At 61.5% G+C, this 12248-nt stretch carries 14 protein-coding genes; 2 read left to right on the top strand and 12 right to left on the bottom strand.

Features of this window, described 5'->3' with window-relative positions; translation table 11 throughout:
- Positions 1 to 114 precede the first annotated feature (114 nt).
- The 5 genes from ccoP to MesoLj_RS35445 form a co-directional block, all read right to left on the bottom strand.
- Positions 115 to 978, bottom strand: coding sequence for a cytochrome-c oxidase, cbb3-type subunit III (ccoP, locus tag MesoLj_RS35465; protein ID WP_140775303.1), 864 nt, complete (start codon positions 976 to 978; stop codon positions 115 to 117).
- A 2-nt stretch (positions 979 to 980) separates the two neighbouring features.
- Positions 981 to 1130, bottom strand: a complete 150-nt coding sequence (locus MesoLj_RS35460) for a cbb3-type cytochrome oxidase subunit 3 (protein ID WP_095769664.1) — start codon at positions 1128 to 1130, stop codon at positions 981 to 983.
- 12 nt (positions 1131 to 1142) lie between these two features.
- Positions 1143 to 1874 carry a cytochrome-c oxidase, cbb3-type subunit II gene (gene ccoO / locus MesoLj_RS35455; protein WP_140775302.1) on the bottom strand — a complete coding sequence of 244 codons (732 nt, stop codon included), beginning with the start codon at positions 1872 to 1874 and terminating at the stop codon, positions 1143 to 1145.
- Between the two features lie 10 nt (positions 1875 to 1884).
- Positions 1885 to 3495 (bottom strand): cytochrome-c oxidase, cbb3-type subunit I, encoded by a 1611-nt coding sequence (ccoN, locus tag MesoLj_RS35450; protein WP_202324510.1) that lies wholly within the window; start codon positions 3493 to 3495, stop codon positions 1885 to 1887.
- Between the two features lie 249 nt (positions 3496 to 3744).
- The gene (locus MesoLj_RS35445; RefSeq protein WP_202327605.1) at positions 3745 to 4458 is read right to left on the bottom strand and encodes a Crp/Fnr family transcriptional regulator; all 714 of its coding nucleotides are present in this window, start codon (positions 4456 to 4458) and stop codon (positions 3745 to 3747) included.
- 106 nt (positions 4459 to 4564) lie between these two features.
- On the opposite strand from MesoLj_RS35445, the gene hemN reads away from it, so the two are divergent.
- Positions 4565 to 5962: an oxygen-independent coproporphyrinogen III oxidase gene (hemN, locus tag MesoLj_RS35440; RefSeq protein ID WP_202324508.1), complete on the top strand. Its 1398-nt coding sequence runs from the start codon at positions 4565 to 4567 to the stop codon at positions 5960 to 5962.
- A gap of 20 nt (positions 5963 to 5982) precedes the next feature.
- Here the strand turns inward: hemN and MesoLj_RS35435 are convergent, their stop codons facing one another.
- The 6 genes from MesoLj_RS35435 to MesoLj_RS35410 all read right to left on the bottom strand — a co-directional run bounded on the left by MesoLj_RS35435 (position 5983) and on the right by MesoLj_RS35410 (position 11081).
- The gene (locus MesoLj_RS35435; RefSeq protein WP_140775299.1) at positions 5983 to 6414 is read right to left on the bottom strand and encodes a potassium channel family protein; all 432 of its coding nucleotides are present in this window, start codon (positions 6412 to 6414) and stop codon (positions 5983 to 5985) included.
- Positions 6415 to 6506: 92 nt separating this feature from the next.
- A complete protein-coding gene (locus tag MesoLj_RS35430; RefSeq protein ID WP_244735250.1) occupies positions 6507 to 6953 on the bottom strand; it encodes a group III truncated hemoglobin in 447 nt (148 codons plus the stop codon).
- Between the two features lie 24 nt (positions 6954 to 6977).
- Positions 6978 to 7850: a formylglycine-generating enzyme family protein gene (locus MesoLj_RS35425; protein WP_202324504.1), complete on the bottom strand. Its 873-nt coding sequence runs from the start codon at positions 7848 to 7850 to the stop codon at positions 6978 to 6980.
- Positions 7851 to 7918: 68 nt separating this feature from the next.
- Positions 7919 to 9022 (bottom strand): copper-containing nitrite reductase, encoded by a 1104-nt coding sequence (gene nirK, locus MesoLj_RS35420; RefSeq protein ID WP_202324494.1) that lies wholly within the window; start codon positions 9020 to 9022, stop codon positions 7919 to 7921.
- 258 nt (positions 9023 to 9280) lie between these two features.
- Positions 9281 to 9727 (bottom strand): pseudoazurin, encoded by a 447-nt coding sequence (locus MesoLj_RS35415; RefSeq protein WP_202324491.1) that lies wholly within the window; start codon positions 9725 to 9727, stop codon positions 9281 to 9283.
- A 154-nt stretch (positions 9728 to 9881) separates the two neighbouring features.
- On the bottom strand, positions 9882 to 11081 hold the full coding sequence (locus MesoLj_RS35410) for an NnrS family protein (protein WP_202324489.1): 1200 nt from the start codon (positions 11079 to 11081) through the stop codon (positions 9882 to 9884).
- A 205-nt stretch (positions 11082 to 11286) separates the two neighbouring features.
- On the opposite strand from MesoLj_RS35410, the gene MesoLj_RS35405 reads away from it, so the two are divergent.
- On the top strand, positions 11287 to 11991 hold the full coding sequence (locus tag MesoLj_RS35405) for a Crp/Fnr family transcriptional regulator (RefSeq protein ID WP_202324487.1): 705 nt from the start codon (positions 11287 to 11289) through the stop codon (positions 11989 to 11991).
- Here MesoLj_RS35405 and MesoLj_RS35400 read toward each other — a convergent pair.
- Positions 11988 to 12200 carry a DUF1858 domain-containing protein gene (locus MesoLj_RS35400; protein WP_202324480.1) on the bottom strand — a complete coding sequence of 71 codons (213 nt, stop codon included), beginning with the start codon at positions 12198 to 12200 and terminating at the stop codon, positions 11988 to 11990. The two genes, MesoLj_RS35405 and MesoLj_RS35400, sit on opposite strands and share 4 nt — an antisense overlap.
- Between the last annotated feature and the right edge of the window lie 48 nt (positions 12201 to 12248).

Below are 12248 nucleotides of genomic sequence, written 5' to 3'. Positions count from 1 at the left end.
CCTGGGCGCGTCGCGTTGATGCAGGTCAAATTGAGACATCAAAAAGCAAGTCGAGGCCCGGCATGGCCGGGCCTCGTTGCTTGAACGGCCAAGGGCTGAGAACAGGCCCCGCTCCTATTCTCCGCCGCCAAGCGAATGGACATAGACGGCCAGTTCCTTGACCGTCGTCTCGCCAAGGCGGCCGACCCAGGCAGGCATCACCCCGTTCTTCGGGGCTCGCACCTGAGAAGCAATCGCGGCTTCGCCGGAACCGTGTAGCCAGATCGCATCGGTCAGATCGGGTGCCCCGAGTTCCCGGTTGCCCTTTGCGTTCTCGCCATGGCAGGCGGCACAATTGTCCGCGAAAACCTTGGCGCCGGGCTCGATCAGGGTTTTGTCCCGTACCGGCCCGGAAAGGCTGGCCACGAAAGCGCTGACCTGCGCGATCTGCTCGGGCTTGAGCACGTCGAGGAAGGCGGGCATCTCCGACTGGCGGGTATCGGCATCCGAGGCGAAACGGATGCCGTGCGTGATCGTCTGCTGGATCTGCTCCGTCTTGCCGCCCCAAAGCCAATCGTCATCGTTGAGGTTCGGAAACCCTGTCGACCCTTGCGCGCCGGAGCCGTGGCACTGCACGCAGTTGACCTTGAATGCCGCGCCGCCGGCCGCGACGGCGAACTCGCGCAACGTGTCGTCCGCGGCGATTTCCGAAGCAGTTTTAGACTGTATCGCCGCGACGTATTTGGCCTTGCCGGCTTCAGCCGCGGCCATTTCGTTCTTGACGTCATTGCGGCTGGAAAAGCCCAGGACACCCTTGGTGGCGGAACTCAGCATCGGCCAGGCGGGATAGGCGATCGTGTAGGCCAGCGCCCAGGCGATGGTGACGTAGAAGGTGATCACCCACCAGCGCGGCAGGGGATTGTTGAGCTCCCTGATCCCGTCCCATTCGTGGCCGGTCGTCGTCACGCCCGAGATTTCGTCGACATGCTCGCTGCTCATGATCAATCGTCCTTAAGAGGAATCTGTGCGGCGCGGTCGGCATGCGCCTTGCCACCCGGACGAAGCGCGAAAGCAATGCAGCCTACAAAGAACAGGGCCATGGCAAGCAGACCCCAACTGTCGGCGAACTCCCGCATCAAATTGTATTCCATCGGTTGCTCTCCTCAGCGGTAGCCAGCTGCTTCGTCGTAATTCTTGAAATCGACCAAGGTGCCGAGCATCTGCAGATAGGCCACCAGAGCATCCATCTCGGTGACCTGCTGGGGGTTGCCGTCGAAGTCGCCGACCTTGGCTTTCGGATAGCGGCTCTCCAGTCCGGATGTGTCGGCGTTGGGATCGGCCTGCGCCATCAGGTCAGCGTTCGCGTGGGAGATCATGTCGTCGGAGTAGGGCACTCCGACGCGCCTGTTCGCCACCAGATGCGTCGAGAAATCCTTCACCGCGATCGGCGTGTCCTTCAGGAACGCATAGCTGGGCATGATCGACTCGGGCACGACGGAACGCGGGTCCGTAAGGTGCTGGACGTGCCAGCTGTTGGAGTAGCGGTCGCCGACGCGAGCGAGATCGGGGCCGGTCCGCTTGGACCCCCATTGAAACGGATGGTCGTACATCGACTCTGCCGCCAGGCTGTAGTGGCCGTAGCGTTCCACCTCGTCCCGGAACGGCCTGATCATCTGGCTGTGGCAGAGGTAGCATCCCTCGCGCACATAGATGTTGCGGCCGGCGAGTTCGAGCGGCGAGTAGGGCCGCATGCCATCGACCTTCTCGATCGTATTGTCGAGATAGAACAGAGGCGCGATCTCGACGATGCCGCCGACGGTCACAACCAGCAGGGATCCGACAAGAAGCAGCGTGGCGTTCTTCTCGATCAGCGCGTGTTTATCCATCAAGCCCATATCTGGCTCCTTATTCGGCAGGCTGGAGGGCGGGGGCGGAACCGGGCAAAGGCTGCTCTTCGCGCTGGTAGCCACGAATGGTCATGGTGACATTCCAGGCCATGACCAGCATGCCGGCGAGGTACATGGCGCCGCCCGCGGCGCGCATGACGTAGTAGGGATGCATCGCAGCGACGGTCTCGGCGAAGGAGTAGACGAGGAATCCCTGCTCGTCGTATTCGCGCCACATGAGCCCCTGCATGATACCCGAGACCCACATCACTGCCGCGTAGACAACGATGCCGAGCGTCGCCAGCCAGAAGTGCCAGGTAACAAGCCGCATCGAATAGAGCCGCTCGCGGTTCCAGAGCTTGGGCACCATGTAGTAGATCGCGCCGAAGGTGATCATGCCGACCCAGCCGAGCGCTCCCGAGTGGACATGGCCGATCGTCCAGTCGGTGTAGTGCGAAAGCGAGTTGACCGTCTTGATCGACATCATCGGGCCTTCGAAGGTCGACATGCCGTAGAAGGCGATGGCCGCGACCATCATGCGGATGATCGGATCAGTGCGGATCTTGTCCCAGGCCCCGGAGAGGGTCATGAGGCCGTTGATCATGCCGCCCCAGGAAGGCATCCACAGCATGATCGAGAACACCATGCCCAGTGTCTGCGCCCAGTCGGGCAGGGCGGTGTAGTGGAGATGGTGCGGGCCCGCCCAGATGTACAGGAAGATCAGTGCCCAGAAGTGGATGATCGACAGGCGGTAGGAATAGACCGGCCGGTTCGCCTGCTTGGGCACGAAATAATACATCATGCCCAGGAAACCGGCGGTGAGGAAGAAGCCGACCGCGTTGTGGCCATACCACCACTGGGTAAGTGCGTCCTGAACGCCGGAGAAGGCCGAGTAGCTCTTCGATCCCAGGAATGATGCCGGCATCGACAGATTGTTGACGACGTGGAGCATTGCGATGGTGACGATAAAGGAGAGATAGAACCAGTTGGCGACGTAGATGTGCGGTTCCTTGCGCTTCAGGATGGTGCCAAGGAACAGGATCAGATATGCGACCCACACGATCGTCAGCCAGATGTCGACATACCATTCCGGCTCGGCATATTCGCGGCTTTCGGTGATGCCGAGCAGATAGCCGGTCGCGGCCATGACGATGAAAAGCTGATATCCCCAGAAGACGAACCAGGCGAGATTGCCGCCGAAAAGGCGTGCCCGGCAGGTGCGTTGGACGACGTAAAGCGAGGTGCAGATCAGCGCGTTGCCGCCAAAGGCAAAGACGACGCCGGAGGTATGGACCGGCCGCAACCGACCGAAATTGAACCACGGCTCGATGTTGAGGTGAGGGTATGCAAGCTGCAGCGCGATGATCACGCCGACCAGCATGCCGACGACACCCCAGAACACCGTCGCGATGGCCCCATAGCGGATCGGACCATCCATGTAGGCGGAGGGGTCGATCGGCGCCGAGGGCTTGAAATCCGTATTGCGCAGCAGGATCGCAGTGAAGCCAGCCACAGCGAAGAGCAAGACCCACATGTGCTGGCGAAAAGGTTCATCCACGCCGAAACCGGCGGCCACGAGGGCACCAAAAGCAAACAGGCTTAAAAGGACGATCTCCGTGCCAAATTTCATCGCAAGTCCCCGATCGCGTCTCGAAAGTTCCGGCGGAAATGCCCGCTCGCGGCACCATTTCGGGATTTTCCGTTCCCGGGCCTTGATCCAGGTCAAACGCGGAGAGCTTTTGTTGGGGAGGGTCGCAGCGACCGCTGGAGCGTGGCTCTGGCAGTGACGTGACCAGGAAGGAAGCGTCGAAGAAACGACCTGCAGGGCTGAAGTCGGTGATTCCGGAAGGTCAAAGCCGGACGACGGTTCGACAGCGGGTTAGTCGCCGCAGCGTTCCTCGAACTGAGCCATGCTTGCGAGGCTTATGTGTCGCTTGTTTGTGATCCGGATCGCGCCGTCCACTCGCAACCTGGAGAATTCTCGACTTACCGTCTCGATCGTCAGGCCGAGAAAATCGGCGATCTCCCCGCGTGTCAGCGGCAGATCGAAGCTGATAGGGTCTGCTGGATGTTTGGATGGGTCGATGTTTCTGGCGAACATAAGAAGGAAGCTTGCGACCTTTTCGGAGGCGGTCTTGCGCCCCAGCGCCGCCATCCAGTCGCGCGCTTCGTCCAGTTCGTTCAGCGCGCGGTTCAGCAACAGGCGTCCAAGCTCCGGCACCTCGTCTGTCATTCGATCGATGATCGTTCTTGGAAACGAACATAGCGCCACATTCGTCAAGGCTTCGGCCTTGATCGGCCGTTTCGCCTCGAACGGCCTGCCCAGAAAATCGGGCGCGAAATGGAACCCGACAATCTGCTGACGACCATCCGAAAGATCCCTCGTGAGCTTGACCACGCCGGACAACAGGTTGGAATAGGTTCCGTCGTCGTGCAGTTTCGTCCCTGCCGAAACCTCATGCCTGGACGAGGCTTTGGCCAGCTCGGCAAGTTGGCGGGCGTTGAGCGCGCCGCACAATCCGCCCCGCCGCGCTTCGCAGGATTTGCAAATTGCGGGAACGTCAGCTTGTTGAGCATCCTGTCTGGCGGCCATTGCAACGCCCGTGATCAATAGGGACGGCAATTTGCGCCCGTTGTGACCTGAGTCGCCTTGATCGAGATCAAGGTTTTGCCGCGGTAGTTCAGGCAGTCTGACCGTCATGACCCCTCCCGCCGCCACCGTCCATTCCCCGCGCCCAACCCCGGCCCTGAGTCCAACACCGGCCGTCAGCCTTGTCGACAACGTGCCGCGTTACACGAGCTATCCGACCGCGCCGCACTTTCATCCGGGCGTCGACGCGGCCACGGTTCGCGGGTGGATGGACGCGCTCGAGGGCGATGACGAGATATCGCTGTATCTGCATATCCCCTATTGCGACCGGCTGTGCTGGTTCTGCGCCTGCCATACCAAGCAGACGCGTCACTATGCGCCCGTGGCCACCTTCCTGCGCTCACTCCACAAGGAGATCGAAACGGTCGGCGGCCTTGTGAGTGGCCGGGGCAGGGTTCGCGCCGTCCATTTCGGCGGCGGTTCCCCGACAATGCTCAAGCCCGACGACATCCTGGCGCTCGGAAGAGCGTTGCGGGATCAATTCGACTTCCTCGACGATGCCAGCCTCAGCGTCGAGATCGACCCGAACGACATGGATGAGGGTCGGCTTGATGCATTCGCCGCGATCGGCATGACAAGAGCGAGCCTCGGCGTGCAGGATTTCGATCCCAAGGTGCAGAAGGCGATCAATCGCGAGCAGGGTTTCGCGCTGACCAAAAGCATTGTCGATGCGGTGCGCGCACGGGGCGTCACTTCCGTCAACCTGGATCTGCTCTACGGTCTGCCGCACCAGACCCGCGAGAGTGTCGCGGCGACCGTCGCCCAGGCGCTGACGCTGGCGCCAGACAGGCTTGCCTTGTTCGGCTACGCGCATGTGCCTTGGTTCAAGAAGCACCAGACAATGATCGATGAAGCCTGGCTGCCCGATTCCGCCGCACGTCTGGCGCAGTCTCAGCTTGCGGCGCAACTGATTGTCGACGCCGGCTACGAGGCATTGGGGTTGGACCATTTCGCAAAGCCGGAGGACACGCTGGCGGTTGCCGCCCGTGCCGGCAAGATCCGCCGCAATTTCCAGGGCTACACCGAGGACCAGTGCGAAACCCTCATCGGTCTCGGTCCCTCGTCGATCAGCCGGTATCGCCAGGGCCACGCACAAAACATCGTTGCCACCGGCGAGTACGAAAAGGCCGTGGATTCCGGACAGCTGGCGATAGCGCGCGGCATTGAGTTCAGTCTCGATGATCTGGCGCGGGGCTGGATCATCGAACGTCTGATGTGCAACTTCACGTTCTCGGCGGTGGACCTTGTCGAGCGCTTTGGAGCGGTCGGCCAGACGCTGCTCTGCGAGGCGAGCCGGCTGGCCATCAGCGGTGCCGGCCAGCTTCTTCGGCTCGACGGTGAAAACTTCGTCGTGCCGCGGGAAAGCCGTCCCTTGGTCAGGACGGTGGCGGCGAGATTCGACAAGTATCTCAGCAGTGGAACCGGCAGGCACTCGGCAGCGGTCTGACCGATGGCTCGGGTACCGGGTCAAAAATGCTCGCCGACCCGGAAGGGACCGACACGGATGCCGGCGGCGATCAGATAGGCGGTCGACCAGCCAATCAGCAGAAAGCCATTGATGCCCTCCAGGGCCGCCAGCACCCGCCAGCCATGAGCGGGCACCACATCTCCATAGCCGACCGTCGAAAAGGTGATGGTCGAGAAGTAAAGCGCGGTCTCGAAGTCGCTCAGGATTCCGAGCAGCCGATAGAGCCCGGCCCATAGCCAGACCTCCGCCGTCATGACAGCGAAAAGCCCCATGACCACGCTGATCATGGCCAGGACCCGGCTGCGCCGTCCGTGCATGCGAAAGAGCGCAACAATCCGTGCCATTGCGTGAGTGATGGCGATGAGGCCGAAAGTATGGATCAGTACCGTCAGGCTGATGACGATGGTGCCGACGAAGAGATTAAGGATCATCGGCGGAAATTACGGGCCCCGACGGCCACAGTCCTTGCGCATGATCAAACCGGATGTCGGCTCGGTAAGCTCCACCGCGCCGACGGGATCTGCTAGCCAGGCACCTTGGTGGCGGGGCTGAGGTGGAAGAACATGGCGAGCTTCAGGCTCGTTGCTATCCTTTCCGCCCGTTCCACGAACACCGCCGCGATCTCGGGGGCGAAGAGCTCGGACGTCGTCTCGCCGAAAAGAGCCAGCCAAATCTCGAAGTCGGCTTCGGTGACATTCTTGAGCTTCAGATGAGCAGGCACCGGCCGGCCATGATAGTCGCCGCTTTTCAAGATGACGGAGCACCAGAAGTCCGTCATCTTCTCCAGATGGGGCTCCCAATCGCCAACGATTTCTCGGGCGAAGACGGGACCGAGCCGCTCATCCTTTCTCACCCTGGAATAGAATTTGCGGACCAGCACTCCTATCGAGGTCCGGTCGACGCCGGGGCGCGCCAGGGGCTGTTCGGCGGCAGGGCGAGCCCTGTCAAGCGAGGCCGGCTTCGGAGTCATCTACGTTCCTTTCTTGTCGAGCAATCAGGTGAGGCCCAGTCGGCGACGGGCGGCTTGCAGGAAGCCACCGGGATCATGGACAAGGCGGAAACCGAGATTGTCGGGCGGCGTGCCGACCGCGCAACCGCCGCTTTTGCCGTCGCGGATGAAGTTCGACATGTAAGTGCGGTGGAAACCCTCCACGACATGCACACCGCAATTGGTGATCGAACTGGCGATACGCGCGCCGTCGCTGGACATCGTCGCATGGGCATAGCAGGTCGCCGTCCACTCCCAGACATTGCCGGCAATGTCCGCAACACCTTTTGAATTGGCTCCAAATGCTCCAAGAGGCCGAGGTTCAGGATCCGGTTTGCGGCCGAGCGCCGCCTCATTGCGATATTGCGTGAGCCATCGCCTCGCCGGATCGGCCGGATCGCCATCACCACCTTCTATGTCGGCTCGAAATCGCTCACCCGCGGCATAGGCCCATTCCGCGTCGGTCGGTAGCCGCCACGCTTCACCTGTCTTCTCGGACAGCCAGTTCGCATAGGCCTGTGCATCAGTGAAGCTGACGCCGGTCGCCGGAACGTTACCGGCGAGGCGCGAATCAGCCGGCTGGCAGGCACCGTCCAGGACGCAACGGTCATAGTCCGACGCGGTCACCTGAAACGTCATGATCTCCAGCGGCGCGTCGATAGTCTCCTCCAAGACGGGCGCAGGCGCGGAATGGTCGTCCTTGAGGAATTCACCTGGCTGCGGGTGGTTGAAGGAACCAGGCGCCAGGGTGACCATGTCAGTCAAGACAACTGGCCTCCGAGGTTGCTCGGACATGCCGTCGACCGCGTGGCTGACACCCAGTCCGATGAGGGCGGCAGCCGCGATGGTTCCGAATGTGAAGACAGGGTCGAAGGACATGTCCAAACTCCGCCTGCCCTGCAATTCGCCGGCGGTGCGGAGAATAGCAGGGCGATCGGCTTTTCTTCCTACGAGGCAATCGCCTTGGGAGCTTCGACCTGCATCATCAGATCGTCGTCCCAGGTTCCATCGACCGTGAAGTGCGCGGTTGCGCCGAGTTCGACGGCCTCGATCAGATTGTGGTTCACGTAGGCGTAGACCCCCGGCTGCCGGAACGTGTAGAGAGCGGCGCCCGCCGATCCACCCCGAATGAACCAGGTCTCGAGATCCTTGGCCGGGGCATTGCCGAACTTGCCCTGTTCCCAGACGAAGTCGCCGTGGCCGCCGATCAGGTGCGGGCGAGTGTCGCGATTGGCCTGGGAATGGACGATCAGCACCGTTTCCCCGACCTTGGCCTTCATGGCGTTCTCGCCGGTCAGCGATCCAGCCTTGCCGTTGAAGACGACATGCGTCGGGATCAGGCCGCGCATCACCTTCACGGTATCGTCGTAATTGTCGCCGACCGAGTCGTACTTCTTGAATTTTCCCTGCTCGTCGCGCGGGATGTAGAAGTCGTTCTCACCGATATAGTAGATGCGGTCGTAGCGGACGGGCTTGCCTTTTTCGTCCTTCAGGCCGTCGCGCGGCAGGACCATCACCGCTCCGCTCATTCCCGACACGACATGCCAGGGGATCATCGCTCCGCCCGGTGCGCAATGGTAGACGAATGTTCCGGACCGGGTCGCCTTGAAGCGCAACGTCACTTGCTCTCCCGGGTTGATCAGTGTCAGTGCACCGCCGCCGAGCCCGCCAGTCGCCGCATGGAAGTCGATATTGTGGGCGAGCGTATTGGTGTCGGGATTGATCAGCGTGAGCTCGAGATAGTCGCCTTCATGCACGACCATGAGCGGGCCCGGAATGGAGCCGTCATAGGTCATGGCATTGAGCTGCGTGCCGTCGGCGTCGATCACCGTCGGCTTCTCCTCGATCTTCATGGTGAATTCGACAACCTTGGGGCCACCCTTGGCCACCTGGTCGTGAGGGTGCACGAAAGGCGGCGCGACAAGGGTCACTTTTTCGCGCGGCAGTGAGGCCACATCCTTCACGGCAGCCATTGCCGGCACCGGGCCGATGGCGGCAACGGCAGCGGCGGTAAGAACAGAACCCAGCAAAGCTTCGCGTCTCGTAAGCATTTTCATCTCCTCGACTTCAACGGTTTCGATGAAGCCAGGATAGTGTCTTGACGCGGCGCGTCTTTGCGTTTGCGCAAATCTGAGCCAGATGAATTTTGACTTGGAGGCAGTTGCCGAAGCATGTCTTTTCGATGACCCTGGCCACAGCGGCGTGCCAAACGGCAAAAATGAAAATGGCCGGGTCGGACCTCTCCCCAGGTCCGCCCGGCCAGTGCTTCCGGCTCGTCATCACCGGAGGCAGGCTCAAATGATGTCGGGTCAGTTCGAAGCAGCTTTGGTCGCCTCGGCGAACAGCTCGGCAAAGACCGGCTTTGCCTTGCCGATCTGCTTGACGGCTTCCGCCGCGTCCAGGTTGACCGGCTTGCCGACGACGATCAGCGCCACCATGCCCATGCCATAGTGGGGGGCGCACTTCACGCCATAGACACCTTCCTTGGTGAGGGTGACCGCGATCTCCTCGCTCGCCTTGCCCTTGAAGGGCTCGGCGCCGTCCGGAATCATTCCCTTGATGATCTCGGCATTGTGGGTCTTGTCGGTCGGCACGAACTTGATGGTGTCGCCGGGCGCCGCCCGGACGAAGTCGGGCTGGAAGACCATCGAACCCTTGTCACCCTTGTTCAGCATCTGGACGACATGTTCTTCGGCATTTGCCGCGCCGGTGATTGAGAGCAACGCGATCGCCGCGGCGATGAGGGGCAGATTCATTGGAATAGTCCTTTCTTTGGTTCACCACGGCATCAACCGTTGCGCCCTTGTAGGCCGTCGGACGGCTTGGCAATTTGTGCTGGCGCAAATTGTTTCGACGAAAATGATTGGCGCGGGGCTGGCAAGAACTGGCGGAACGTCGCCTGCCAACCTTTCATGCGCCGCTCTTGCCGCGCGCTTGCCGGCGCGGTCGCACGAGCATTCCGCCAAAGAGAACGGCGTAGCTAACGAAGGCGGCAACCCAGAACGCCGCCGAGATAGGCAGGAGAATTGCTGCGGCGGGAGCCATGGCGGCCGCTACACGCAGGATGGCGGCAATGACGATCGCAGCGAAGATCGCACGTGTTCCGGCGCTTGCCGTCAGTTCGCGGCCGGTATGGCCGAGGGAGGCACGGGTCATGACGGCAAGCGTCATGCATGCCACCGCTCCCACGGCCAATGCATGAATGCCGGCCACCGCAGGAACTGCTCCCGGCGCGAACACGGCCAGTCCGGCAAGCGCCAAGCCCAGAGGCACAAAGGCGAACGCAATGTGCAGGATCAGAACCAAAGGGTCGGCCGGCGTCCGGTCGCCCGCCCAGCGGGCAAGCCGAACTGCGTTGAAGACCGCTGCGGCGATCAGCAATGCGCCGGTTGCAACATTCTCGGGAAAAAAGGTCCACGCGGCGAGGCCGACGGCGGACAGCGCGATCGTTGCGATATCGAACTTGCCAAATGATACCGGGAGCCGGCCGGGGTTCTCGCGAACCAGCCAGTTACGGGTGAAGCTCGGAATTATCCGCCCGCCGACAATCATGATGAGGACGACAACCGCTCCAAGGCCGAGACGCCGGCTCATGTCGGAGGCTCCTTGATAATGCGCTTCCAGATGAAACATGACGTTTGCCGCAAAGAGGATTGTGACGGGCAGCAGCACCTTGAGGTTTCGCCAGTTTCGCCCGGCAATGATTTCCGTTGCGGCGGCCGCCACCACAGCGAGAAGAAAGGAGCAGTCCATGACCGCGCTCAGGAGCCATCCCGTTTCCGCCGAAAGGAACACGGCCGCCCGACCAGCGACCCAGAGCAGCACCAGCATCAGCAGGCGAAGATCCTGAACGGGAAGCCGTCCGGTCCAATTCGGAATTGCAGTCAGCAGGAAGCCGGTCACGACTGCCGGCAGGTAGCCGAAAAGCAATTCATGAATATGCCAGTCCACGGGCAGGAAGGTGCTGAAGGTTTCGAGCTTGCCGTAGTAGAGGGGCAGCCACAAAAGGATCGCGGCGGCGGCTTGCAGGGAGCCGAGCAGAAAGAAGGGCCGGAACCCGTAAGAGAGAATTGCAGGATAGGCGCTTGGTCGCGTCCGTGGAATTGCCATGACATGCCTCATCAAAACCAGGCAGGGCGCCTGTTTGGGTTCTTCTATCCCGGTTGCGAAGGATGGAGCTTGCCCCAGCGCAAACAAGCGGGTGATTGGCAGGCGGCAGCCAGGGGAGGCTTCACTTGTCGAGGGGCAGTGGTCCGTGACACAGTCGGGCAGGGGCCTGAGCGCGTTGCATTGTTGAAGTTGGGGAGGATGGCCTTTGGCAAGCCTTGATCGATCACTGGTTGCCGGGCTGTCCGTATTCGAGGGGATCGCTTCAGCGGACCTCGATCGCATTGTCGGACAGGCAAGGTCTATTCGGGTCGCAAAGGATCAGCCGGTGTTCGAGCAGGAGCAGGAGGCCCATTCGTTCTTCCTGCTGCTCGACGGCCATGTGCGCGTGGTGAAATCGACTCCGGATGGGCATGAGGTGACCGTGCGCTACATAAGCCCGGGCGAATTGATGGGGATCGCCAGCGCGCTGGGCCGGACGACCTATCCGGCAAATGCCGTCGCGGCTGTCGATTGCGTGGTGCTTGCCTGGCCGAGCCAGCTCTGGTCCACATTCGCCGCGAGCTTTCCGAGCTTCAGTGCCAATACCTATAAGGCAGTGGGAGTGAGGCTGCAGGATGCCCATGCCCGCGTCATCGAGATGTCCACCGAGCAGGTCGAGCAGCGCGTTGCGCATGCCTTGCTGAAGCTGATCAAGCAGTCGGGGAAAAAGACCGAGGAGGGAATTCTGATCGACTTCCCAATTTCACGCCAGGACGTCGCGGAAATGACGGGCACCACGCTTCATACGGTCAGCCGGCTGCTTTCCGCATGGGAGGACCAGGGGCTCGTCAAGAGCGGACGGCAGAGGATAGTCGTGATCGAGCCGCATCGTCTCCTTGTCATTGCTGAAGGTCGCGCGGCAAAGAGTTAACCCACGTCACTTTCGATGGCCGCCTCCAGATCGTGGCGAAGCTGATCCTCATCCTGGTCATGCTCGCGCGCCGCGTCGAAAACGGTGTGAAAGGACGCGATCGGGCAGCCGACGCACAGCATTCCGTGCTGGAGAACGACACGAATTGTCGCCGGCGTCTCGCGCATGATCCCGTCCATGGTCGCATCGGCGTTCAATCTGCGTTTCATGTTGCTTGTCCGCATCTTGCAAACAACTATCCTGCCTGGCCTTTTCAG

This window comes from Mesorhizobium sp. 113-3-9, from assembly GCF_016756515.1.
Taxonomy (GTDB): Bacteria; Pseudomonadota; Alphaproteobacteria; order Rhizobiales; family Rhizobiaceae; genus Mesorhizobium.
This window is presented reverse-complemented; position numbering and strand designations above follow the sequence as displayed.